Source organism: Methylomonas rhizoryzae (genome assembly GCF_008632455.1).
Taxonomy (GTDB): domain Bacteria; phylum Pseudomonadota; class Gammaproteobacteria; order Methylococcales; family Methylomonadaceae; genus Methylomonas; species Methylomonas rhizoryzae.
Genome location: NZ_CP043929.1, coordinates 1,881,540 through 1,906,866 on the forward strand (window position 1 = coordinate 1,881,540; position 25,327 = coordinate 1,906,866).

At 58.1% G+C, this 25,327-nt stretch carries 13 protein-coding genes; all 13 read left to right on the top strand.

Going from position 1 to position 25,327, the window contains the following annotated elements; genetic code table 11:
* Positions 1 to 98 precede the first annotated feature (98 nt).
* The 13 genes from F1E05_RS08670 (at position 99) to F1E05_RS08730 (ending at position 25,306) form a co-directional block, all read left to right on the top strand.
* Positions 99 to 4,856 (top strand): choice-of-anchor D domain-containing protein, encoded by a 4,758-nt coding sequence (locus F1E05_RS08670; RefSeq protein WP_150047917.1) that lies wholly within the window; start codon positions 99 to 101, stop codon positions 4,854 to 4,856.
* Between the two features lie 524 nt (positions 4,857 to 5,380).
* Positions 5,381 to 6,064, top strand: coding sequence for an ABC transporter ATP-binding protein (locus F1E05_RS08675; protein ID WP_150047918.1), 684 nt, complete (start codon positions 5,381 to 5,383; stop codon positions 6,062 to 6,064).
* A complete protein-coding gene (locus F1E05_RS08680) occupies positions 6,061 to 8,475 on the top strand; it encodes an FtsX-like permease family protein (RefSeq protein WP_150047919.1) in 2,415 nt (804 codons plus the stop codon). Before F1E05_RS08675 ends, F1E05_RS08680 begins: the two co-directional genes overlap by 4 nt.
* Positions 8,476 to 8,567: 92 nt before the next feature.
* Entirely contained in the window at positions 8,568 to 9,767 is a 1,200-nt protein-coding gene (locus F1E05_RS08685; protein ID WP_150047920.1) for a DUF4062 domain-containing protein, read from the top strand.
* Between the two features lie 254 nt (positions 9,768 to 10,021).
* Complete coding sequence (locus F1E05_RS08690) at positions 10,022 to 10,333, top strand: CcdB family protein (RefSeq protein ID WP_150047921.1); 312 nt, start codon at positions 10,022 to 10,024, stop codon at positions 10,331 to 10,333.
* A gap of 410 nt (positions 10,334 to 10,743) precedes the next feature.
* Positions 10,744 to 11,358 carry a hypothetical protein gene (locus tag F1E05_RS08695; RefSeq protein WP_150047922.1) on the top strand — a complete coding sequence of 205 codons (615 nt, stop codon included), beginning with the start codon at positions 10,744 to 10,746 and terminating at the stop codon, positions 11,356 to 11,358.
* On the top strand, positions 11,355 to 12,797 hold the full coding sequence (locus F1E05_RS08700) for a toll/interleukin-1 receptor domain-containing protein (protein ID WP_150047923.1): 1,443 nt from the start codon (positions 11,355 to 11,357) through the stop codon (positions 12,795 to 12,797). Before F1E05_RS08695 ends, F1E05_RS08700 begins: the two co-directional genes overlap by 4 nt.
* Positions 12,790 to 16,344 (top strand): WD40 repeat domain-containing protein, encoded by a 3,555-nt coding sequence (locus F1E05_RS08705; RefSeq protein WP_190303289.1) that lies wholly within the window; start codon positions 12,790 to 12,792, stop codon positions 16,342 to 16,344. The genes F1E05_RS08700 and F1E05_RS08705 overlap by 8 nt, the downstream gene beginning before the upstream one ends.
* 22 nt (positions 16,345 to 16,366) lie before the next feature.
* Positions 16,367 to 17,779 (top strand): toll/interleukin-1 receptor domain-containing protein, encoded by a 1,413-nt coding sequence (locus F1E05_RS08710; RefSeq protein ID WP_232056827.1) that lies wholly within the window; start codon positions 16,367 to 16,369, stop codon positions 17,777 to 17,779.
* Complete coding sequence (locus F1E05_RS08715; RefSeq protein ID WP_150047925.1) at positions 17,776 to 19,593, top strand: nSTAND1 domain-containing NTPase; 1,818 nt, start codon at positions 17,776 to 17,778, stop codon at positions 19,591 to 19,593. Before F1E05_RS08710 ends, F1E05_RS08715 begins: the two co-directional genes overlap by 4 nt.
* Positions 19,594 to 19,617: 24 nt before the next feature.
* Positions 19,618 to 22,260, top strand: coding sequence for a patatin-like phospholipase family protein (locus tag F1E05_RS08720; protein WP_150047926.1), 2,643 nt, complete (start codon positions 19,618 to 19,620; stop codon positions 22,258 to 22,260).
* 100 nt (positions 22,261 to 22,360) lie between these two features.
* Positions 22,361 to 23,470 carry a hypothetical protein gene (locus F1E05_RS08725; protein ID WP_150047927.1) on the top strand — a complete coding sequence of 370 codons (1,110 nt, stop codon included), beginning with the start codon at positions 22,361 to 22,363 and terminating at the stop codon, positions 23,468 to 23,470.
* 9 nt (positions 23,471 to 23,479) lie between these two features.
* Entirely contained in the window at positions 23,480 to 25,306 is a 1,827-nt protein-coding gene (locus F1E05_RS08730; protein WP_150047928.1) for an N-acetylmuramoyl-L-alanine amidase, read from the top strand.
* The last annotated feature ends 21 nt before the right edge of the window (positions 25,307 to 25,327 follow it).

Consider the following 25,327-nt stretch of genomic DNA (forward strand, 5'->3'; position numbering starts at 1 on the left):
GATTTTGTGAGTTTTTTGTGGGTGTGCTTGCGCTACAACCGGATACGCAGCTCATTTTTCCCGTTATCAAACATCAGCGAATACCGAGGATTTACATTATGATCAGACTCCATGCATTTTCACCGACGCAATTGAGTGCCGCCATACTTTCGCTGCTATCGCCCGGTTTGGCTCCGGCTGCGCAAATCGACTGGACGGCCGGCAGCGGTTTTTGGGATGTCGCCGGCAACTGGAATTCATCGCCCGCCTTGCCCGGCGCGACGGATGACGTGATCGTCGATGTTGCGGGCACGCAAACCGTCACCATCCGCTCCACCGGCGGCGGGCAAACCGTCAACAGCATCAATATGAATGGTGGGGATGAAACCTTGGCTATCAGTTCCGGCAGCCTGACACTGACCGGTGCAACAACCACTAACAATGCCAGCGGTGCTTCCGCCGTTTCCCAATTGACACATAGCTCCGGTACATTGAATGGCGCCGGTAACCTGACTGTCACCGGTGCCGCAAGCTTGGGCGGCAATCTGGAGGGCAGCGGCACCTTGATTACGCAGGGCAGCACCAACGTAAGCGCCAGCCTTACGCTGGACGGCGGTCGCGTCTGGCAAAACGACGGCACCGTGATCAAAACCGGTCTCGGCAGCTTCAATTTAAACGGCGGTAACAGCGGCAGCAATGCCGGCGTGGCCGGCCGCATCGTCAACAACGGTCTGTTCGACCTGCAAAATGACGGCGGCAGCACCTGGAACTCCAATCAGGGCGGTACCGGCGTGATCGACAACGCCGCCGGCGCCACCTTCCGCAAATCCGGTGGCAGCGGTAGCTCGAATATTCTGGCCACGTTCAACAACGCCGGCACGGTCGAGGCGCAAAGCGGCACTTTGAGTTTGAGTGCAGGCGGCACACATAGCGGCGATTTCACGGTGGCTGACGGCGCCACCCTGCAATTCGGCGGCGGCACCCACGATTTGAATGGTGGCGGAATGAACGCCGACGGCCGGGTGCTGTTGTCAGCCGGTACGGTCAATGTGAACACCGTTTACACCATCGCCGGTCAAACCGAACAGACCGGCGGTACTTTAGTGTTCAACGCAAACGCCAGCACCGGAAGCCTGATCCAAACCGGCGGTACGCTAAGTGGCGCCGGGAACCTGACTGTTACCGGTGTCGCAAGCTTGGGCGGCAATCTGGAGGGAAGCGGTACCTTGATTACGCAGGGCAGCACCAACGTAAGCGCCAGCCTTACGCTGGACGGCGGTCGCGTCTGGCAAAACGACGGCACCGTGATCAAAACCGGTCTCGGCAGCTTTAATTTAAACGGTGGTAACAGCGGCAGCAATGCCGGCGTGGCCGGCCGCATCGTCAACAACGGTCTGTTCGACCTGCAAAATGACGGCGGCAGCACCTGGAACTCCAATCAGGGCGGTACCGGCGTGATCGACAACGCCGCCGGCGCCACCTTCCGCAAATCCGGTGGCAGCGGTAGCTCGAATATTCTGGCCACGTTCAACAACGCCGGCACGGTCGAGGCGCAAAGCGGCACTTTGAGTTTGAGTGCAGGCGGCACACATAGCGGCGATTTCACGGTGGCTGACGGCGCCACCCTGCAATTCGGCGGCGGCACCCACGATTTGAATGGTGGCGGAATGAACGCCGACGGCCGGGTGCTGTTGTCAGCCGGTACGGTCAATGTGAACACCGTTTACACCATCGCCGGTCAAACCGAACAGACCGGCGGTACTTTAGTGTTCAACGCAAACGCCAGCACCGGAAGCCTGATCCAAACCGGCGGTACGCTAAGTGGCGCCGGGAACCTGACTGTTACCGGTGTCGCAAGCTTGGGCGGCAATCTGGAGGGCAGCGGTACCCTGGTTACGCAGGGCACGACCAACTTAAGCTCGAGTCTCGCTCTTGACGGCGGCCGCGTCTGGCAAAACGACGGTACCGTGATCAAAACCGGTCTCGGCAGCTTCAATTTAAACGGCGGTAACAGCGGCAGCAATGCCGGCGTGGCCGGCCGCATCGTCAACAACGGTCTGTTCGACCTGCAAAATGACGGCGGCAGCACCTGGAACTCGAACCAGGGCAGCACCGGCGTGATCGACAACGCCGCCGGCGCGACCTTCCGCAAATCCGGCGGCAGCGGTAGCTCGAATATTCTGGCCACATTCAACAATGCCGGCACGGTCGAGGCGCAAAGCGGGACATTGGCGTTCTCCGCAGGCCTGTCCAATCTCAGTGGCAATACCCTCACCGGTGGGGTGTGGCGTGTCCAGGCGAACGACGGGCAAGTGGCTACCCTGGATTTTCAACAAAACAATTCGGTTATCACTACCAATGCGGCGGATATTTATCTGGTGGGGGCGGGCGCTGTTTTTCAAGCGCGTAATACCGGCAATCAGGGCAGAACCCTGGACGAAACCCTGCAAACCAACCAGGGCGCATTGCGCCTGCAAAACGGTCGTAGCTTTAGCGCCAGCGCCAACAACGGCAATTTCAGCAACACCGGCATTCTGGAATTGAGCGACAGTCTGTTTATCGCTAATAGTCTGGTCAACGACGGCACGCTACAGAGTTTCGGTAATAGCGCGCTACGCGGCGATAACCCGATGAGTGGCAGCGGCAGCATAGTCGCCAGCTTTGGCCGTCTGCTCATCGATGGCGGCCTCGACATGAGCGAGGGCTCGTCGCTGACCAGCAATGACGGAGCCCAAATCGATTTATCCGGCACAACCCAAGCTAGTCGCATCGGGACCTTGAACAACAACGGCAGTCTGAACTTGGGTTCGCAAAATCTGCTGGTCACTCGAGACTACGGCAATGCCAACTTTGGCAGCGGCAATGCCTTTGACGCCAGAGCCAACATCAATGGCAGCGGGCAAATTCTGGCGGCCGGCGATACCGCCCAGCAGCTGAGCGGCGACATCAGCAATGGAGCCGGCAACGCTCCCGGGCTGGATTTCGGCAACATTCATATCGGAGACACGCTGACCCGCAATTACCGCGTCGCCAACAGCGGTAGCAATGGCAGCAGTTTGCGCGGGGCTTTGCAAACCGCAGCTAACGGCGGCAATCTGAGCGATAGCCGTCTGAGCGGCAGCGGCGTCACTGCCGCCAATTTCGGGCCACTGAGCAGCGGCACCGATAGCGGCGATCTGGCGGTTACTTTCACCGGCAGCACGGCAGGCGCGCTCAGCGGTCAGACGGTCGCCATCGTCAATAACTTCGATAACGTAGGCGAACAAGTGCTGAGTATCGACGGCGCGGTGTACCGATACGCCGCACCCGGTTTGTCGGCAACGGAAATTAACTTCGCCAATGCGCACGTCGGCGATGTATTGAGTCAAAACCTACTGCTTAGCAATCTGGCCGCGAACGACGGTTTTTCGGAAAGTTTAAATGCCTCGTTTGGCGCCGTCTCCGGCAATGCCGGCCACAACGGCCAAGGCATTACCCAGCTGGGAGCCGGGCAAACAGCGGATAATCTGGCCGTGCTTCTGGATACCGGTGCTGCCGGGGCGCGCAGCGGCTCAGTGTCCGTCAATCTGGCATCGGACGGCAGCGGTAACAGCGGATTGGGTTTGACCGAGTTAAACGGCAGGTCGGTGCGAGTCAGCGGTAATGTCTATGGCTACGCCGACCCGCTGATCCAAACCGCCAGCCTGGACCTGGGCGCCCGCCGGGTCGGCGATGCGGCCACGGCCGCCACGATCGTCATCCGCAATCAAGCGGCTGCCGACGGCTTCCATGAAGGGCTGGATGCTGCGGTTTCCGCGGTGCCCACCGGTTTTTCCGCCGGCGGGTCCAACGTCGTCGATCTGGCCGCCAATCAGCAAAGCGGTTTGACGGTGCAATTTGACAGCAATACCGCCGGTTCCTATTCCGGCGATGCCACGCTGGCTTTTACCTCGAACGGCACGCTCGGCGGGTTGGCGAATACGGCTTTGGCCGATGGCCAGGTCAATCTGAGCGGCCGGGTCTATGCCGCCGCTGCCGCCGACCTGTCCGCGTCCGCGCTTGATTTCGGCATCGTGCACGTGGGGGATAGCGTGGCCAATCGAAGCATTTCGCTAAGCAATACGGCCACGGGCGCCTTGACCGATAACCTGTCCGCAACGATCGCCGCCGCACCCGCGGCGGCTTTCACGCTTAGCGGCGATTTGAGTGCTGTTGCCGCCGGTAACAGTACCAATCTGGCGGTAGCGCTGGATACTTCGGCCGCCGGCATTTTCAGCGGCAACGCTGCCTTGTCCTTGCGCAGCAGTAACGCCGAAATGAGCGACCTGGAGCTGGGCGAAGCCGGCTTGGCGTTGAGCGCGCAAGTCAACAGCTACGCCAATCCGGAACTACTGCTGGTTGCCGGTAACGCGGATCTCGATTTTATCGGCGGCGAATATGTACTGGATTTCGGCAACCTGCAGCACGGTTCGGCACCGGTAACCATTTCGCTGAGTCTGGCCAATTCGGTGATCGGTCCAGCCGATACCTTGCGCGGCAGTTTCGATACCGGCGCGGTCGACGCGTTCAGCCTGACCGGTTTCAGCGGTTTTAGCGGCATTGAAGCCGGACAAGCCCTGGACGGTTTGTCGGTCGAGTTTTTACCCGCCACGCTGGGAAAATTCCAAAATTCGGCCAGCTTGTCTCTGTTCGGTTACAACGCCAGCGGCTACGACGCCCATATCGCCGACATTCGCTTGGTGTTGAACGGTCAGGTATCGGCGGTACCGTTGCCGGCATCCGCCTGGTTCATGTTGTCCGGCTTGGGGTTGTTGGTGGGAAAACGCCGTAAGGATACCGTCGCAATTAACTTCCCGAAATTTAAAGAGCACCATTTATGCAAGGCTGTAGGCTTTTGAGTCGCTATCGCGACGGCTTGATTTAACGTCGCTTCCCGCACGGACAGGGCGGTTGGGAGGCATGAACCCCAACATTTTTACCGGTTGCTGATGGTTGTATTGGTCGCGATGTCTCGCTACGCTACGAAACCTTGGAAACGAAGCGATAGCGAGAGACGGTTGAGTCATGTAGATACGCATCGCGTACCTTATTGATTCTGTTGATATTGGTTGGTGTTGAAAAATGGTATGCAGTGCATACGTGACTGTTCGGGCGACTTCAAGATCATACCGATCGGATAATTTTTCATGGCTTCGCTTAAAATCCGGTACCGGCAGGCGATGGAGGTTAACTGCGGCGGGCTTTCGTTCATCAAAAAAACGGCAAACCTGTTGGTAGACGGCTCGTAGATAATCTGCCCCGTCGTGAGTGCCGGTAAGGGGCGGCGTGTTTTGTGCCGCATGCCGTTGGTGCTCTTTTTAAAGATTATGGTTACCCAAAGGGCGTATTCAACGTATACGGTTAAACTCGACTGATTTTTAGGATGATCCAGCTACGTCAAGTCTATAAAGCCTACCCGCAAGCCGGGGAAATGCACACCGTGTTGCACGGCATCGATTTGCAGATTGCCGCCGGCGAATTCGTCGCTATTGTCGGCCCGTCGGGCAACGGCAAGTCCACGTTGCTGAATTTGCTGACCGGCATAGACCATCCCGGCAGCGGTGCGGTCGTCGTTAACGGTGCGGCCTTGCAAACCTTGAGTAACGCCAAGTTGACGGCTTGGCGCGGAGCCAACGTCGGCATTGTGTTCCAATTTTTTCAATTGTTGCCGACTTTGAATCTCTGGCAGAACGTGGTGTTGCCCATGGATTTTTTGGGTAAATTGGCAAAGCGGCACCGTCGTGAACGAGCCATGCAGTTGTTGGAACGGGTCGGCTTGGCGGACATGGCCGAACGCCTGCCCAGTCAATTGTCCGGCGGCCAACAACAACGGGCCGCAATCGCGCGGGCGCTGGCCAACGATCCGCCGCTGATCGTTGCCGACGAACCCACCGGTAATCTGGACGCGGCTACCGCCGACGCGGTATTCGAACTGTTCGCGCATTTACGCGACCAAGGCAAGACCTTGGTGATGGTCACTCACAACGAGGCGTTGGCCGACGCCGCCGGGCGCAAGCTGGAAATTCGTAGCGGCCGCATCCACGCCGACAGTGCCGGTCGTTTATGAGCGTATTGCGTTACAAATTGTGGGCGGACTTGCGCTTGGCCAAGTCGCGTAGCCTGTTGGCGGCGGTCAACATGGCCATCGGCATTTTTTCGGTGGGAATGTTGTTCGGCATGGTAGCCTTGATGTTGAGCAACATGGACGCCGCACACCGCGCTTCGCAGCCCTCACATATCAATTTGATTCTGCGCGGGGCAGCGCCGGTTAAGCTGTTGCAAGAGATTTCGGCCGTGCCGGGTGTGGCCGGCGTCGACACCATCAATCCGTTACCCGTCCGTTATCGCAAGTCCGGCAGCGACGAGTGGCTGGACGCGACCTTGATGCTGCGCGACGATTACCGCGCCCAGCGTTACGATTTGACCGAACTGCAAGCCGGCAATTGGCCGGCGGCCGGCCAGCTGGCAGTGGAAAATCTGTCGCTGGCGCAAACCGGTTTGGCCCTCGGCGACAGTGTGGAATTTCAAAGTGCGTCCGGTTCGCAAACCTTCGAATTGTCCGGCGTGCTGCGCCATCCTTTCGTCAAGCCGCCTAAGTTCGGCGGGCAGGTACATTTTTTCGCCAGTCGCGAAGCGGCCAAGACTTTCGGTCTGCCGGCCGGATACTTCCGCCAGTTGCTGGTTCAGCTCCGGCCGCCTTACAGCGCAGAGGCGGCGGCCGAGCTGGCGACGCGGCTGAGAATTTTGTTGGCGGCGAAGCAAGCGCCGGTTGCGGTCACCTTGCAGCAAGACCCGGACCGGCATTGGGGACGCCGCTTCGTTGCCGGCATCAATGCGGTGTTGCAAGTGATGGCGCTGGCATCCTTGGGATTAGCCGGCGCCTTGATTTTCAATACGGTGGCTGCGCATTTGGCCCAGCAAACCGAGCAAATCGGCGTGATGAAAGCCTTGGGCGGCGGCAGTTTGCGGATTGCATGGCTGTATTTGAGCGAAGTGACGCTACTGGCGGTGGCGGCGCTTGCCATGGCGGTGCCGCCGGCCTTGTACGGTGCAGACTGGGCGGCCCGGCGGCTATTGGCCTTGTTCAACGTGCCCGGCGGTGCGTTCCAGGTCTCGAACGAAGCGATCATCTGGATGGTCGGCGGCGGCCTGGCGGTGCCGCTGCTGGCCGCTTTACCGCCGGTCTGGCGCGCCTCCGGCATGACGGTGCGCGAGGCCTTGGCGCATTACGGTTTGCCTGCCGATTTCGGCGCCAACCGCTTCGATCGCATGGTGGAAGCGGTCGGTGCCCGCTTGTTGCCGACGTTGTACGCCACGGCCTTGGGTAACCTGTTCCGCCGCAAAACCCGTTTGTTGTTGACCCAAAGCGTGCTGATTGCAGCCGGGGTGATGCTGATGGTGTTGTGCGCCCTGATTGCTTCGTTGAACTTGACCCTGGACAACGAAGCGGCCCGCACCCGCTACGCGCTGAAATTGAGTTTTAGCCCGGATCAGGCGGAAGACAAGGTGTATGCGATTGCCGGATCGGTGCCGGTGGTGCAGGGGGTGTCGATCTGGCAACGGCTGCCGGTGGAAATCGGCAGACAGGGCCAAGCGTTAACCCAAAGCGGCAGTTTGGGCATGCAGATAATGGCCTTGCCGGCCGCATCCGCTTTGTACCAGCCTTATATCGAAGCCGGCCGTTGGCTGCAAGCCGACGACGCCGGAGAACATCGCTTGGTGTTGAATGCCGATACCGCAGCCGCCAACCGCATTACAACCGGCGACAGCGTTGACGTCACGATAGACGGCAAAGTGCAGCGCTGGCAAGTCATCGGCTTGTACCGCTGGCTGGCCGGCAATAATTTCATGGTGGAACCGGTCTACGCCCCACTGGAGACGATACGCAAGCAGCAGGGCGGCAAACGCTTGGCGTCCTATGCCTTGTTGGCTGCGGATGCGGAAGACGAGTTGCAGGAACAGGCATTGTTGTGGGTATTGAAACAGCGTTTCGAGGCGGCCGGCGTGATGTTGGACAGCTACGGCAGCGAAGCCAAACTGGCGCAACGGCAATTTAGCCGCAACCAATTCGAATCGGTGCTGGGCACTTTGTGGGGCTTGGCGGCGATGGTCGCCGCCATCGGCGGCATCGGCTTGTCCGGTACCTTGAGCATAGGGGTGCTGCAACGGGTGAAAGAAATCGGGGTGCTGCGGGCGATAGGCGCGCCGTCGCCGGCGGTGTTTCGCTTGTTCGCGCTGGAAGGCTTGCTGCACGGCATCCTGGCCTGGTCGCTGAGCGTGCCGCTGGCTTACCGGGCCGGCCACCCGTTGGCCGACTTATTGGGGCGCACCATGATGAACGTCGAGCTGGATTACTGCTTTGATCACGCCGCGGCCGGGTATTGGTTGCTGATCGTATTGACCCTGTCGTTGCTGGCAGCCTATTGGCCGGCCCGGCAAGCCGAACGGCTGACGATACGCGAATGTTTGGCGCATTGATTCCAGGCGTGCGTTCGGCCGGCTTATCGATAGGGGTTTGACTATACTGGGGGCTGGCATTTGCGGCTTTTTTTCATGCGAACAGGTGGGCCATGAAAATATACATTTCCTCGACTTTTCGCGATTTGCAGCAACACCGAAGCGCGGTGGCGGCAGTGCTGCGGCGCATGGGCCATCAACCGATAGGCATGGAAGATTACGTGGCCGAGGGGGCGCGGCCTTTGAGCCGTTGTTTGCTGGACGTCGAAGCATGTGACCTTTATCTGGGCATTTTCGCCTGGCGCTACGGTTACGTGCCCAAGGATTTCGGTGTGAGCGAGCCGAGTTTGCCCACCGGCACGAGCAAGGGCGAAACCTCGGTCACCGAATTCGAACTAAAACAGGCCGAATTCAGCAAAAAACCGGTATTGGCGTTTTTACTGGACCCGGAAGCGGAATGGCCGTCCAGCCAGTTCGATGCGGTCAACGGCGAAAACAAACAGGGCAAGGCGATTGCCGATTTACGCCAGTATCTCAGTCAAACCTATTTGATCAACCACTTCCGTACCCCGTCCGACTTGGCGAGTCTGGTCAGCGCGGCCGTGTATCGCGAGGAAATCGGCCGGCAAATGAATTTGGAGTCGTTGCAGGTGGACGTGCGCCTGAACCAACCCAGCGTGCGCACCTATTCGGTATCCGACAGCACGATACAGGAAATCACCCAAATCATCGCCGGGCTCGCCGGCTCGCAGGCGTTGCAGATCGACATCGGCGGCGGCAATCAATGGTGGGCCAGCCGCTTGTATTTGATGGCGGCGCTGGCGGCGGACTTGACCAAAGCGGAAATCATGGTATTTGTCGGCGAACAAGATAGCTTGATCGGGGTGGTGCATCCCAAAATCGTCAAAGAACGCCTGGCAGCGATGTTTCCCGCGTTGCGCCGTTTTGAAGAAAAATTGCCCAAGATCGGTAAAGCGGTGCCCGATTGCGCCGGCGAAGTCGGTCGCCGCGCCGGTTTGTGGAGCGGGCATATGCAGGAACACGGCGGCGAGGAGAACGCGCCGGTATTTGTGGGCAAAGCCGATTTGCAACAATGGCTGGCGCCGTATCTGATCGGCCAAGCCATAGACGTGCTGCCGGGCGACAATCCGGCCTTATATATGCAGCGTTTGTTGGACTGGCCGATGCGCTTCGTGCCGGTGTCGGAACAGGGCCGCTTCGCCCGTATCGTCGACAAACAAGCCCTGGCCGAGCAAATCGCCCGCATGTTCGTGCGCGAACAGGTCTCGCGGGCGCTGTCGATGACGCGGTAATGATTTGGGGTGGGACAATCAATAGTTACGAGTCGCTGTCTCGAAAATTGATTAGCCAAAGCCATTTGTTTGCGCATAAATTGTGCGCATTATGCAAATCGCCGTTAACCCGACTGCCCCGAAAAAAGCCGCCAATCTCAGCATCGACAGTGAGCTGCCAAGCCAAGGATTTGCAAATTAACTTTGTCGGCCACTCTGGAACGCGGCCTGATCGAAGCCGAAGGCTGTTTCAGCGATAGCTTGCGGCGTTTTTGATGGCGCAATTCGTCCTGTACCGAAATACCAACCGGCAAACCCAAGGCCGGTACCCCTTTCTACTCGACGTTCAGAGCGATTTCCTGGACGGGCTGAAAACCAGGCCGGTAATTTCCGCCGTTAATCTGGTCGAGCAAAAACCCATTACTCGCTTGAACCCGGTTTTTGAATTCGAGCGACAACACTACCTGCTGGCAGTGCAGGAAACGGCCGTCATTCCGGCGAACAATCCGGGTGGCAAAGCAACCGAATTGGACGCGCTACGAGGCGAGATTTTAGCGGCGGCGGATTTGCCGATTACCGGGATTTAATCGATCACATCCGGCGGCAGGTGTTAACCGGCGCCTCACACTAGCCGAACAGCGATCCCTGCATGAACTGCAACCCTTGCTTGACAGCGACTGCGGCCGGGCTCCAAGCAGCCGCGTTGAATTGTCTGTTTGCTTTTCATCTCGTTTCAAATGACAAGCGTTACTCTGAAAGTCATAGTGGCAGCGACGCCCTCGTCGCGACGAGGGCGTCGCTGCCACAGAAAAACTTTTGCTTGCTGGGGTGATGCCGCTTTTTCATGAGCGTTAGGCTAAAAATATTTTCCGGATACAAATTCGGTGAGCGCCAAAAAACGTTAACTGGTCTACACTTTTTAAGCTAACGACTATAACGACACAGGAGTGAGTTTAAATGCCGATCCGTTGTTTATGTGCTAACCGTAAGGCGAGCGATGTATCCGCCGCCCGCTAATATCGCGCTGGCCGCCGCTGACGGCGGACGCTGGCAAGCCCGCCGGGTGTTGCTGTTCAGCGGCCACATGGTCGACGCGCCGGACAGAGCCCGCCCGCGCTTTCCCGCAAGCAAGCAGGCTGCCGCCGCTATCGCCGTTGCCGGCGCGTTAGATAGTCTGCAAGCGGGCCCGGACGATTTGGGCTTGACTCAGGGTGCGTGCGGCGGCGACATCCTGTTTGCCGAAGCCTGCTTGGCGCGCGGGGTGAAACTGCAGTTGTTGCAGCCGTTTACCGAAGCGGAATTCATCGCGCATTCGGTGCTCCCCGGCCAAGCCGATTGGTTGCCGCGCTATCAAGCCATCGTCGCACAATTGCCCAATCCGCCTTTGGCGGCGCCGCACGCGCTAGGCCCGCTCGCCGAGAGCGAAAATCCTTACGAACGCTGTAATCTTTGGTTGCTGCACACCGCGCTGGCGGCCGGCCTGGCAGCGCCGGTGTTCATGTGTTTGTGGGACGGCGGCGGCGGCGACGGGCCGGGCGGCACCGCGCATATGGTCGCCGAGGTGGAACAGGCGGGCGGCAGGGTGGTTTGGCTGGATACCCGCACCTTATGAACGCCAGCGCTGCAGCCGGTTTTTCGACTTCGCAAAGCGGCGTGCCGGCATTCGCCGATGCCGATTGGCTGGCATTGGAGCAATCTTTAAGCGAAGGCAACGTGATTCCGGTGATAGGCCCGGATGCGTTGTTGGTGGAGTACGCCGATGCCGCCGGCATTGTCCAAACCGCACCCTTCTATCGCTTGATCGCGTGCGACTTGCTGCAAACTTTCGGGATGGACGCCGAAGCGGCGGGTTTACAACAAACTTGGGCCTTGCATAAAGCGGTCGATTGGATTTTGGCGAGCCAGCAAGGCCGTCGGGTGGAAGACCGCATCCGCCGGGAGATTTCCCGCTTGATCGGACAGTACGCCGGCCAAGTGCGGCTGGCGGATAGCTTGCAACGCTTGGCCGAGGTGGGGGCCTTCTCCTTGTATGTCAGCCTGACGCCGGACAATTTGTTGGAGCGCGCCTTGCAATCCGGCGAGAGCGGGCCGAGCGTGCCCGGCAACAGTTTTTCGCTACGCGATTCCTCGGCGGCTTTGGCCGGCATGCATGCGCTGCAGCCCGGCCGTTTGGGGGTGTTTCAAATGCTGGGTAACAGCGCCAATTTTATCGGCGGTTTTGCCATACACGAAGAGGATACGCTGGAATATCTGTACCGGCTGCAATCCAACCCGGCCGGGCCGTTCAAAACCCTGTTGGCGGAGATGCAACGCCGCGACAAACTGCTGATCGGTTGCAACTTGCCGGATTGGTTCGGCCGGGCCTTGATTCGTTTGCTGAACGACGAGCGCTTGTACAGCAAAGCTACCTTCGAATATTTATCGCCCAGCATCAGCGACTTGGGCCTGAAAAGCTTTTTAACCCAGTACAGCCCCAACACGCTTAGCTTCGACGGCCCGACGGAAGGGTTCATCGACTTATTGTGGCGGCGTTTTCCGCGCCGCGCCGCGCCGACAGCCGCCTCAACCCGGCCGATAATGACTAGCGGCGGCCCCAGTGTGTTCGTCAGTTACGCCAGTCAGGACGCGGTTTCGGCCCGTTTGCTGGCCGACAGTTTATTCGGACTGGGTTTTGCCGAGGTTTGGCTGGACCAAAAAAAGTTGATAGGCGGCGACGATTGGTCGGACCGGATCGAAGACGCCATCGAAAACTGCGATTTTTTCATGCCGCTGTTGTCGGCGCAGGCCAACGCCCGCCGCGAAGGGGTGTTTTGGCAGGAATGGAATCTGGCGGTGGCCCGTTCGCGGCGCATTCAAGACGCCTTTCTGCTGCCGGTCGGCATAGACGCGGAGCCGGCCGGCAAAAGCCGTTATCCGCGTATCGCCGCCGGCGAGACCCGGGCGTTTTTCGACCGGCATTTGCTGCACGCGCCGCAAGGCGTGTTCGACGCCGAGGCACAAGCCGCGCTGCGCGAACGCTGCCGGCGGTTTCCGGATGACGAGCGTGGCTGACGCAACCGGCCTGGACGCCGAACATCCCTGGCCCTGGCTGGAAGCCTTTCCGGAAAGCGCGCAAGCGTTCTTCAACGGCCGCGACGAGGAAAAAGCCGCGCTGCTGCGCTGCGTATTGTCCGCGCCGGTGACGGTATTGTTCGGTAAATCCGGGTTGGGCAAATCCTCGTTATTGCAAGCCGGCTTGTTTCCCAAATTGCGGGAGCAGCGCTTGCTGCCGGTTTATCGGCGCATCGACCACGACGCTAATGCCGTTGATTTGTCCGTTCAGCTGGCCAAACGCTGGGCCGAAGAAATTCATCTGACCCAAACGGACGACAAACAGCCCTTGAGTTTTCGCTACAAACAGCCGGCGGACGGCGACGACGAAGCGATTTTGCTGAGCGACGATTTATGGAGCGACTTACACCGCGACGACATCGAATTGGTCGACGGCGGCGGGCGGGTTTGGCAGCCGGTGTTCGTGCTGGATCAGTTTGAAGAGATGTTCACCCGCGGCGCGCAGCAACCGGAGCGGATGCAGCAGTGGCTGTTTCAACTGGGCGATCTGCTGGAAAACCGCATTCCTAGCGAACTGGCGGAGAAACTGAACGACGACGAAGGTTGGTGCGATCAATTGAATTTCGACATCCAGCCCTACCGGTTTTTGCTTTCGTTGCGAGAAGACTATCTGGCCGAGTTGGAGGAATGGAGCGAGTTGATCCCCAGACTCGCGCAAAACCGTTTCCGCCTGGCGCCGATGTCGCGCGACCAAGCCACACAGGCCGTAGAGCGTACCGGCGGCAGCTTGGTCAATCATGCGGACGCTAAGAACATCGTCCAATATTTATCCCAAACCAAAAACCAGACCTTGAGTTGCAGCCTGAAAACGCGCGGGCCGGGGCAAATCGAGCCGGCCCTGCTGGGCCTGCTGTGCGCCGGCTTGAACGAGGAGCGGCTGCGCGCCGGTCAGGCCAAACTCAATACCGATAACCTGGCGCAGGCCGGCGGGCAAATCGTCGAACGTTTTTACGATCAAGCCTTGCAAGGCTTGCCGGCCGCGGTCGGAGAATTCGTCGAGCAATTTTTGATTACCGCGGACGGCGTGCGGCTGGCTTATCCGGCCGACTCGATAGTCGCCGAAAAACGGGTCAGTCAAGAGCAGTTGCAAACCGTGATCGACCGGCGCTTGCTGCGGCGGGAAAGCCTGGAAAGCGGCGATCGTATCGAACTGGTGCACGATAGGCTGGCGCAAGTGGCGTTGCGGCGCAGGCAGGACAGCGAGCGGCGCAGGGAACAGGAACGGGAACAACGACGCCGCCGGCAGTGGTTGTTTGGAACGATATCCGCGTTGTTGTTGTTTGCCGGGGTTGCTTTGTACATGTGGCGGGCAAAGCAGCAGGCAGTGGAGGCGGAACAGCAAGCGCGGCGAGCTGAGATTTCGGCAACGGCGATTCGGATCGGTGTGGAAGGAAACGCGATAACCTCGGGCGTACGCCCGGGCGGAACATTAGTTGGTCTGCTTAAGGTGCTGTCGAGCCACCGAATTGTGCAGACGCTAGTTGGGCATCCAGTCGGTTTAGTTGATGAATCGCTACAAACCGAGTATCTGAAATTTCCCGGTTTGTTATTTTTACGAGAGATGCCCGATAAGCTTACCAGCGTCGGCTTTAGCCCCGACGGCAAGACGTTAGTCACCGGTAGTTGGGATAAATCGCTCAGATTATGGGACGTGGTTACAGGCCATCAGATTGGGGTGCCGTTGGAGGCTCATGACAAGGCTGTACTGAGTGTAGCGTTTAGTTCTGATGGAAAGCGATTTGCATCGGGCAGCGGGGATAACTCGATAAGAATTTGGGCGCTCGCTAGCTTAACAGCTGCCCCAGTTACACTGAATGGCCACGATAATGCGGTACTGAGCCTGGGGTTTAGTCCGGATGGGAGGTCGCTAGTTTCCGGTGGTGGGGATAATACGCTGTTGTTATGGGATTTGGAATCTAACAGCATTGCAGCTAGGAATCGAGAGGGAGGGTTCGTATCCAGCGTAACTTATAGCCCGGATGGGAAATCTATCGTATCGGCTAGCGAAAACGGCATCGTTCGGCTACGGGACAGCAAGGCGTTGACAGAAAAAATGTCTTTGCTAGGGCATAGTGAAGTGGTTTGGGGGGTCGCCTTTAGTCTGGACGGTAATCGTATCGCTTCGGCGAGTTGGGATAAAAGCTTGCGTTTATGGAGCAGCAAGGACGGCAAATTGATTGGTTCGTTAGGCCATGACGACGCCGTTTGGAGCCTAGCGTTTAGCCCGGATGACACCCGCATAATATCGGCAAGTACGGATGAAAAGTTTCGAGTTTGGGATGCGAAAACCGGCGAGGCGTTGGGTTCGGTGTTGAGCGGACATATCGGACCGGTACGGAGTATTGCGTTCACTAAAGACGGCAGCTATTTAGCATCCGGCGGTTGGGACGGGACACTGCGAATTTGGAAAGCTGATTTCGGAAAGGCTCTCGATCCGCCTGTTTTTACCGTGAACGATGCAGCATCGATCAAGGTAATCAGTCCGGATAATAAAATTCTCGTCACGAGCAAATCCGGCGAATTGCAACTATACAATTTGGAAACGGGGCAACCGATCGGCGATCCGATGGCCGGGCATAACGACTATATTGCAGCGGCGGCATTCAGCCCAGACGGTAAAATGCTGGTAACCGCCAGTGCCGACCATTCCTTGCGTTTGTGGGACGTTGGGTCCCGCCGGAGTATAGGCGATCCCTTGCAAGGGCATAGTGAGGTAGTGACTGCGGTGGCATTTTGTAGCGACGGAAAGCGCATTGTGTCCGGTAGCAAAGATAAAACGGTACGCTTGTGGGATGTTAGGGCGGGCAAACCGATTAGGCGGCCTTTTGAGGGGCACCTCGATTCCGTATCTAACGTCCTTTGTAGTACGGACGGCCAAACGATCGTTTCCGGAAGCCTGGACAATACGATTAGGCTTTGGAATTCCGATACAGGCATGGCAATAGGAAAGCCTCTAAACGCGCATACCAACTGGATTTCAATGTTAGCTATTAGCCCAAGCGGAAAGCAGCTAGTCTCGGCTAGCGGGGATCGAAGCTTGCGTGTTTGGGACGTCGATACCGGAGATGAAGTCGGAACGCCGATGCGCGGTCACACCGAATCTGTAGAAGCGATAGCCTTTAGTCCTGATGGTAAACGCATCGTTTCCGGTAGTTGGGATAAGTCAATACGTATTTGGGATGTCGAAACTGGAGCCTTAATAGGCACTCCGTTAATGGGGCACGACGGTGCGGTTACCAGCGTTGCATTCAGCAGTGATGGTAGCCAGATAATTTCTGCCAGCAATTACGATAAAACTCTTAGAACCTGGCCGGTATTCGACGGCTGGGCCGACCAACTCTGCAAAAAACTGCCGCGCAACCTCAGCCGTAAAGAATGGCGGGACTGGGTGTCGGCGGACATCGACTACATCGAACAATGCCCCGGTTTGCCGATACCCCCGGACCCGTTCGAGAACGGGGCGACGGCAACATTCTCTCAACCCTAAGCACGATCTTTCAGGAGGCGCTATGGCCCAAGCAATCAACGAACTGGACGACCGTTTCTGGAACCGCTTGATCAAAGCCATAGACGACGGCCGGGTGGTGCCGGTAGTTGGCGGCCAATTACTGAGCTGGCAAATAGGCGGTTCTACGCAGACCTTACAGCAGCGGATTGCCGCCAAACTGCTGGCAAACAACGATTTCGACCTGAACGGCCGGGTGCTGGCACCGATGCAGGAATTGCATCATGCGGTCAGTTTGTTGAAAGCCGACGCCGACATCAACGTCGATAACCTGTATGCCGACATCGCCGATGCGTTGGAAGCGGAATGCGCCGGCCCGGATTTTCAGTTGCCGACCGCGCTACAGCAATTGGCGGCGATCAGCTCTTTTAAACTGTTAGTCAGTTTGACAGCGGATACCTTGTTGGCGCAGGCCTTGCGCAAACGGGTGGCGGTCAACGAAATCGTGCATTCGCCGTATTTGCCGACCAGCGAAGCCGGCGATTTGCCCGCCGATTGGCTGAAACGGCCGGGCGAAGCGAATGTGCTGTACTTGTTCGGCAAGGCGCAAGCGGCCCAGGTCTACGCCATTCATGACGAAGACACCCTGGAATATTCGCACAACCTGCTGGCGCGCGGCGCCAACGTGCCGGCGCGGTTTTTAGGCGAGCTGCAACAGCGCAGCCTGCTGTTTTTGGGCAGCCAGTTTCCGGATTGGCTGAGCCGGTTTTTGTTGCGCTTGACCAATCAAAACCGCTTGTCGGAAAAACGCACCAGCGCCTGGCTGGTCAACGATGCGGTCAGTCAAAGCGAATTCAACACGTTTTTACAAGAATTCAGCCGGGAGACCAAACTGATCAATCAGTTGCCGCCGGCCGCGTTTGTGGACGAACTGTACCGGCGCTGGCAAGCCAAACATACCCCGGCCGCCGAAGCGGCAGCCGGTCAAGAGCAGAACCAGGGCGGCGATCCGGCCTCGGTAGCGTTTTTCATCAGTTACTCGCGTGCCACCGATTTGCCGGCCGCGGAAAAATTGTTCCAAATCCTGCAGGAGCAAGGTCTGACCGCCCGGGAAATCTGGTTCGACCGCGAGGCCATAGAGCCCGGCGGCGATTTTCAAAAGCTGATTTTCGACGGCATCAAAAGTTGCCGCTATTTCCTGCCGCTGATTTCCGCTGCGGCGGACCGCTTCGACGAAAAGTTTTTCTACCGGGAATGGGACGCAGCGATAGACCGCAGCAAAGCGATACGCGGCCGCGAATTCATTTTACCCATCATTCTGGACGAGGATTACCGGCCGCAGGCTTATAGCCGGGTGCCGGACGAGTGGCGTTCGCGCATCGATTTCGGCCACGCGCCGGGCGGAGTGGCCAACGAGCGCACCCGGGATCATCTGAAAAACCTGATCCGCGAATTGCGCCGCCGGGAGCAAGTATGAACGCCGTGTCCGAATCGACAGACGATTTAACCGCCGCCACCGGCTTGCATCTGACGCCGCAAAACCCGTGGCCGGGTTTGGCGACTTACGACGAAAGCTCGCACGATTATTTCTACGGCCGCGAGGCCGAAGTCGAGGAATTGCTGCGCTTGATCAAGCTGTCGCCGTTGACGGTGCTGTACGGCAAATCCGGCCTGGGCAAAAGTTCGCTATTGCAAGCGGGTTTGTTTCCGGTTTTGCGGCAAGCGCATTTTCTGCCGGTGTACATCCGGCTGGATGTGGCCAGCGGCGGGCAGGTGCCGTTTAGCGAGCAAGTCGGTTATTGGTTGCGGCAAGCCTTGAGCGATGCCGGGGTCGACTACTTGCCGTTCGCTTACCAGGACGACTTGTGGACTTATCTGCACCGGCGCGACATGGAGATCTGGAGCCCCGACAATCATTTGTTGACGCCGGTACTGGTATTTGACCAATTCGAAGAAGTCTTCGCCGGCGTCCATCCGCAGCTGCCGGCGCCGCGCGTGCTATGCCAGGGCTTGGCGGATTTGATCGAAAACAAGCTGCCCGCCCATTTAGCTTCCGGGCAGGTCGATAAAGCCTTGACCGAACAATTGGATACCCGCTCGCAACGCTACCGGGTGTTGTTGTCGTTTCGCGAAGACTTTCTGCCGGCCTTGAAAAACTGGGAGCAAGACGTTCCCTCCTTGCTGAAAAACTGGTGTCAATTGTTGCCGATGTCGCGCGCTTGCGCGATCGAAGCCTTGATTCGTTCCGGGGCGGACATACTGGCGGACGGTGCGGCGGAAGGTATCGTGGACTTCGTCGGCAACCTGGATGCCCGGCAATCCGGCGGCGAAATAACGATAGAGCCGGTGCTGCTGAGTTTGTGCTGCTATCAGTTGAACTTGAAACGGCAGGCCGCCAAGGCCGAATGGATAGATAAAGAGTTATTGAGCCGGGTAGGGCAGACCATATTGGAAGACTATTACCGCAACGCCTTATCCGGCATGGGACAAGCCGCCGAGTTCATCGAGCACAAATTGATTCAGGGCAATCAATACCGTAGCAGTTACCCCGTGCAACTGGCCTTGGACGAAAACCTGATTACCCGAAAACAGTTGAGCGAGCTGACCGACAAACACCGCTTGCTGCGGGTAGAACAGCAAATGGGTACGCCGCGGGTGGAACTGATCCACGACCGCTTGGTGTCGGTGGTGCGGCGGGTGCGGGACAAACGGCAGGCGGAATGGGCGGTGCGGCGCGTGCTGGCAGGCGCGGTTTGTCTGTTGGTTTTGGTGATTGGCTTGGGTTACTGGAATATGCTGCAGGATCAAGAACAAGCGGATCAATACGCCACGCTTTACTACGAAAGTAAAAGCCGGCATGCGGACTCCGACACGGGAGAGGAGCCTGCCGACAATCCTAGTCCGTCGGAGCAGGCGCCGGCGGACGACGGTTCGGCAACCACCACCGCCCCGAAATCGACTAAGCCCGTCGCCAAGCAACTCATCTACATACAAATCCGCAGCCCTAAGCAAAAACCCGACGCCAACCGTTTACGCGCCTGGTTTAAGCAGCAAGATTACCGAGTACCTATGATCCAGTTGCTTTCCAAAGGCCCGTCCACTACCGAAGTCCGTTACTTTCGCAGCAATGACGCCACTGCCGCTGACGTCTTGGCCAAATTGTTGCTGCAACAGCGGGTTGCCAACGTCTCCACCAAATACATTTCCGGATTCGAAAACTCCACGGTAATCCCGCCGGGACAATTCGAAATCTGGTTCGCACCGGACGCGTTTTCCACCACCCCACAATAACAATAGCGTAGGAGGACCCAGTCTATGGCTGACGACAATCAAGAAAACAGCGCGCTGACGGCGTTAAAGCAACAGATCAAGGCGTTAAAGGCCCAGTTCCGCTTCGGCGACGCCAGACGGGCACTGGAACAAGTTCCCAAGGAGCTGGCAAGCGAAACCTGGGTTATCCAACAACTGGCTTTGTGTACTTATAAAGACGAAGAATTGCACACCGAAACCCGCTTGCAGACTGCTTTAAACTACCTGGAAAAAGCCAAACTACGCGATGCTAACACCGCCGATCCGGAAACGCTGTCTCTGGGCGGAGCTGTATATAAGCGTTTATGGGAATGCAAAGGTCAATTGGAGCATGTGTTCGAAAGTTTGGCGTTTTACCGGGCCGCTTACGAGCGCAATCTGACGGCGGACGGCTGTTACGGCGGCGCTAATGCCTGTTACTTACTGGACGTTCTGGCCGCCCGCGCCCAAGCCTTGGAAAACCGTAGCGGCTTGCCATCGGCGGACGCGCTGCGTTTGCGCGGCGAAGCGGCCGATTTGCGCAAAAGAATTAAAGTCACCCTGGACGCCGCGTTAAAAGCCGACGCGAAATTAAAAAAGGATTACTGGTTTCAGGTGACCTTGGGCGAAATACATTTCGGTTTGGGCGAATACCCGCAAGCCGCAGCATGTTTGGACAAAGCGGTCAAGGCCGAGCATGACGAATGGATGTTGCAAACCACCTTCCGGCAATGGGTGCAACTGGCCCGTCAAAAAGGCATTCCCAGTCCGGCGGAAGGACAGAAGACCGAAGAATGGCACGAGGCCTGGCAAACCCTCAGTCATTTGCTCGGTGCCGACACCGCCGAAGCCCTGGCCTGCCATCGCGGCAAGGTCGGTTTGGCTTTGTCCGGAGGCGGCTTTCGCGCCTCGTTTTTTCACCTGGGTTTGCTGGCCCGTCTGGCCGAGGTCGACGCCTTGCGTAGCGTCGAAGTGTTGTCCAGCGTATCCGGCGGCAGCATTTTAGGCGCCCAGTACTATCTGGAAGTACAGCGTTTGCTGGAAGACGATAGCAAGACTTTGTGCCGTCAGGATTACATCGATTTGGTCGCCAAATTGCAGCAGGATTTTCTGCGCGGGGTGGAAAGCAATATCCGCATGCAGGCCTTGGGCGATTGGAAAGTGAACGGGCAACTGGTACTCGGCAATTCGAGGCTATCGAAACGCTTGTTCAAGAAAACCTATACGCGCAGCCATAAGTTGGGCGAGTTGTACGAAAAGCATCTGTATTCGAAAGTAAAAGACGGCAGGGACGCCGCACCGCGGCAGATGCCGGATCTATTGGTCACTCCCAAGCACGGCAGATTTCAATCGGCCGATTTCAAGTTGAAATTCCACAACTGGCGGCGGCGAGCCAAGGTGCCGATGCTGCTGTTGAACACCACCTCGCTGAACTCCGGGCATAGCTGGTTTTTTACCGCCAGCTGGATGGGCGAACCGCCGACCGCGTTGGACATCGATTGCAACGAGCGCTATCGGCGCTTGTATTACCACCAAGCCCCCAGCGAGGATTTGCAACATTTCCGGCTAGGCTATGCGGCGGCGGCTTCGTCTTGCGTACCCGGCTTGTTCGAGCCCTTGGTATTGGACGGATTGTTTCAGGACCGCACGGTGAAATTGGTCGACGGCGGCGTGCACGATAACCAAGGCGTGCAGGGTCTGCTGGAAGAGGGCTGTACCCTGATTTTCTGCAGTGACGCCAGCGGCCAGATGGCGGATTCGCATCAACCGGCCGGCGACCCGGCCGGCGTGCTGCTCCGTACCGTATCGGTATTGCAAGACCGGATACGCGAAGCCGAATACCAGGATATGGCAAGCCGGCTGGACAGCGGAGCGCTGCAAGGCTTGTTTTTCGTGCACACCCAAAAAGGTTTAGTGCCGCAGCCGCTGGATTGGCTACCGGACGACATAACACCCAGCGACGATAGCGGCCTCACCGATTATCGGATCGCCAAAGACCTGCAGCGCAAAATCGCCGCGATTCGCACCGACCTGGATTCCTTCACCGAAGTGGAAGCCTATGCGCTGATGGCCAGCGGTTATCTGATGACCGACAGGCAGCTGCGGGATTTGGACGCTCAGCACCGCAAAGACGGCAAAGCTGGCCGTTGGGGCGGATTCGACATCGAAGCCGAGCGGGGTAACTGGGAATTTCTAAAACTGGAAAAACTGTTAGGGCAAGACAAAAAACAACCATCCGCGCAACGCGACGATCTGGTCAAGCAACTGGACGTGGCCGGCAAGCTGGCGTTCAAAGCCTGGCATTTGATTCCGCAATTGAAAGTCGCGGCACTAGCGCTCGGTCTGGTGGCGGCTTATTTTTTGATCAAAGGCTTAATCGCTTTGTGGGGTACCAGCTGGACGATCAACGCGACCGTAGTCATCGTCGGCATAGCATCCCTATTAGGGACGATAGTAGCGCCTGCATTGCGTTGGCTCAATCCCAAAGCCGAAGCCGAAAGTTTCCTGATTAAGTTGGGTATTGCCGTGGCCGGGTATGTGGTCGCTAAAATCCATCTGTTGCTGTTCGACCGCTGGTTTTTACAAAGAGGCCGGTTGCAGCGCTTGTTAGGCTTGCCGGCAGCGGCCGCGACTAGCCAAGAACCGGCGGCGGAAGACAGGGCAGGTTAGCGGCGCGCTTAGCTTTTGGGAACGGTTGTTACGCGTGTGATCCAGCCTCGATTCACTCGTATTCCCGAGTCGATAGTCTCATTTGAAGGAGTTTTATCTAATGTTGAAAACCATAGACGTGTTATTGGGCCTCAGCGTGGTGATGTTGATTGCCAGCATGGTGGTGACGGTCCTCACCCAATTCGTGACCAATCTGGCCAATACCCGCGGCAAACACCTGGCGCGCGGTTTGGCCGATTTACTGCAGCAAATCGATCCGGCTTTACAGCGCGACATCGCCGACAAAGTGGCCATTACCGTATTGACCCACCCGATGATCAGCCACCTGCGTAGCATACCGCTGTTGGGGGTGAAGCTGGGCGATACCATCCATAGAGAGGAATTTACCGCGATGCTGCTGGATTTATCGCAGGGGCAAAACTTCGGACTGGACGACAACGTGTTTACCCCGGCGGTGCAAACGGCGCTGTTCGAGGTGCTCAAGAAAAACGGCATCGACGATCCGGCCGGCACTTTGAATAACGTGCGCGAGTTTGCTTTGCAATTGGAAAAAGCCAATCCGGACATGGCCGCCGGCGCCCGGCATAGCGCGGCGATGCTGCAGGAAGCCGGCAGCCAGTTGCTGGCCAAGGTCAACAGCTGGTTCGACCAAACCATAGACCGGGTGGCCGACCGTTTTACCGCCAGCACCCGCGTCATCACCGTGCTGTGTTCGGTGCTGGTGGTCTGCGCGGCGCAGCTGGATACGCTGGACGTGATCAATCGGCTGGCGATGGACGACCAGTTGCGCGCGCAGTTAGTGGGTCAGGCTATCGCACTCAATGCAGAAGAAATGCAGGGCAAACAGCCGGAAGCCGGCGCGGCCGCTGCGGGCGGCGTGGACGTCCAAGCCTTAAAAAGTCAAGTCGGCATGTTGCAAGACGCCGGCCTGATCAACGTAGTCGGGCGCGGCAACGTCAAATGGTGCAAAAACTGGGAAAACGTCAGCCTATTCGGCATTTTGCTGTCCATCGTACTGGTCAGTTTAGGGGCGCCGTTTTGGTACAGCGCCTTGAAAAACCTGCTGAAACTGCGCGGCACTTTGGCCGGTAAAGACGACGCGCAACGCCTGGTGCGCGAGAGCGCACAAACTCAGGCCGGCGGCGGTAAGGCGAAAGCGGCCAACCCCGCGGACGCGGCATTGAGCGGCGAACGCGGCATTATGGGCTAGGAGGTAGTCATGCTGAAACAATGGACGCCTTGCGCGCCGGAAAATTTTCGTAAAGGCCGGGGCGGCCTGACGCCCTCGGCCGTGGTGATTCACGCCTATCCCAGCCTGCAGGATACTGACAGTTTGTTCGCCAACCCCAAAGCCGGCGAATCCTGCCACTATGTAGTCGCAGACGACGGTAGCGTGCATCAATACGTGGACGAACACGACACGGCTTTTCACGCCGGAGTCATCGTAAGCCCCAGCTGGAACGGGGTGCGGCGCGGGGTCAACCCCAATTTGCATACCATAGGCGTGGCAGCCGCGGTGCCGGCCGGCGCGGGATGGAGCGACGCCCAATATGCAAGCGTTGCCCAATTGCTTAATGAAATTGCCGAGCAGTGGCATCTCGCCATGGACGCCGAGCACGTGGTGTTGCATTCGGAGATTCGCGCCTCCAAAAACTGCACGGGAGCCGGCTTTCAGCGCGACAAACTGCTGCAACTGCTGGCCGCGCAAGCGGCTGCCGCGCCGGCCGAATTCGCCACCCGCTTCGTGCATATCATTAAAAATGCCAATCTGCGCGACGCTCAGCCCAGCACCCGTGCTCGCGTCTTGCGTACCTTGACCGCCGGCAGCGATTTGGAAGTGATCGGCTTTACCGAGCGCGGCGAACGTTTGCGCGGCAACCCGGTGTGGTATCGAACCGCCGAAGATGCTTATTTGTGGGCCGGTTTGACCGACCAGCCGCAACCGGTAAAAGCCGAAACTCCGCTCGCTCCGCCAGCCGCACCGGCTAAACCGGCGGCGCTGGCCGATGCTAAACCCGCTGCCGCCGGTGGTCCGTTGTTGTCGGGCATCGCCCGCATCGACGATCTGCGTAGCGGCAAAAATAGCGCGGCATTAAGCAAAGGCGAAGCGGTCGGCGACGGCGTCGGCGCGATACAGGATTTGCTGTCCGGCCACGGTTTCAAAGGCATGCCCAACATCCTGGCCAGCAGCTACGGCAATTTCGGCAGTAAAACCCTAGCCGCTGTACAAGATTTTCAAGGCCGGCAGGGCTTGCCGGCCGGCGGCGACGTCGACGCTGCCACCTTGGAAAAATTGCTGAGCGTGCCGGCGGTCAAGCCCTGCATCTCCCAGGTGTATTTGAGCTTGGTGTTGGGCATCGCTTATCAAGGCATGCAAAAAGTGCTGGGCATCGTCGCGCAAATGGAAGGGGTGGGCAAATTCGGCGCTCTGAATCTCAATACCGACAAAGCCGGGCTGTCTTACGGCATCATTCAATGGGCGCAAAAGCCCGGTCGCTTGCCGGAAATTCTGAAAGCGTTTTCGGCGGCGGACCGCGAGTTGTATATCGACATCTTTGGGGACGGCGATGCCAATTTAGCCGATGGCTTGATCGCTCACGTCAGCCGCCCCAGCGGCGGGGTAAACTCGAATACCGGTGAAACCACCAACAACAAATTCAACTTAATCGCGCGCCCTTGGACCGATCGATTCGAGAAAGCTACCGTGCAGCCTGTATTCCAAACAGCTCAGGTGCAAACCGCAACCAAGGTATTTAAAAGTTCGTTAGCGGGTATTCAGGGTTATGCGCCCGACATCCGTTCCGAACGCGGCATCGCCTTTATGCTGGACGTGGCCAACCAGTTCGGCGACGGCGGCTTGAAAAAAATCTACCAGCAAGTACACAGAGCCGGCATGCAGGAGTTCGACATCCTGGAAGCCATCGCCGACGAAACCGTAGAACGCATCGCCGACAAATTCAAACACGGCGTACGCGCCCGCCGCGACGGGTTTCTGGAAACCAAACGCTTGTCGGACAAGGCGGTGGATGTGGCGAGTTTGGGTTGACGATTCGAATGCAAATCTGTA

What these genes read in the sequence shown, in the direction of transcription:
- F1E05_RS08730 (WP_150047928.1), top strand. Translation starts at nt 23,480, where the DNA reads ATGCTGAAACAATGGACGCCTTGCGCGCCGGAAAATTTTCGTAAAGGC.
- F1E05_RS08680 (WP_150047919.1), top strand. Translation starts at nt 6,061, where the DNA reads ATGAGCGTATTGCGTTACAAATTGTGGGCGGACTTGCGCTTGGCCAAG.
- F1E05_RS08670 (WP_150047917.1), top strand. Translation starts at nt 99, where the DNA reads ATGATCAGACTCCATGCATTTTCACCGACGCAATTGAGTGCCGCCATA.
- F1E05_RS08725 (WP_150047927.1), top strand. Translation starts at nt 22,361, where the DNA reads ATGTTGAAAACCATAGACGTGTTATTGGGCCTCAGCGTGGTGATGTTG.
- F1E05_RS08710 (WP_232056827.1), top strand. Translation starts at nt 16,367, where the DNA reads ATGGCCCAAGCAATCAACGAACTGGACGACCGTTTCTGGAACCGCTTG.
- F1E05_RS08690 (WP_150047921.1), top strand. Translation starts at nt 10,022, where the DNA reads ATGGCGCAATTCGTCCTGTACCGAAATACCAACCGGCAAACCCAAGGC.
- F1E05_RS08700 (WP_150047923.1), top strand. Translation starts at nt 11,355, where the DNA reads ATGAACGCCAGCGCTGCAGCCGGTTTTTCGACTTCGCAAAGCGGCGTG.
- F1E05_RS08715 (WP_150047925.1), top strand. Translation starts at nt 17,776, where the DNA reads ATGAACGCCGTGTCCGAATCGACAGACGATTTAACCGCCGCCACCGGC.
- F1E05_RS08720 (WP_150047926.1), top strand. Translation starts at nt 19,618, where the DNA reads ATGGCTGACGACAATCAAGAAAACAGCGCGCTGACGGCGTTAAAGCAA.
- F1E05_RS08675 (WP_150047918.1), top strand. Translation starts at nt 5,381, where the DNA reads ATGATCCAGCTACGTCAAGTCTATAAAGCCTACCCGCAAGCCGGGGAA.
- F1E05_RS08685 (WP_150047920.1), top strand. Translation starts at nt 8,568, where the DNA reads ATGAAAATATACATTTCCTCGACTTTTCGCGATTTGCAGCAACACCGA.
- F1E05_RS08695 (WP_150047922.1), top strand. Translation starts at nt 10,744, where the DNA reads ATGTATCCGCCGCCCGCTAATATCGCGCTGGCCGCCGCTGACGGCGGA.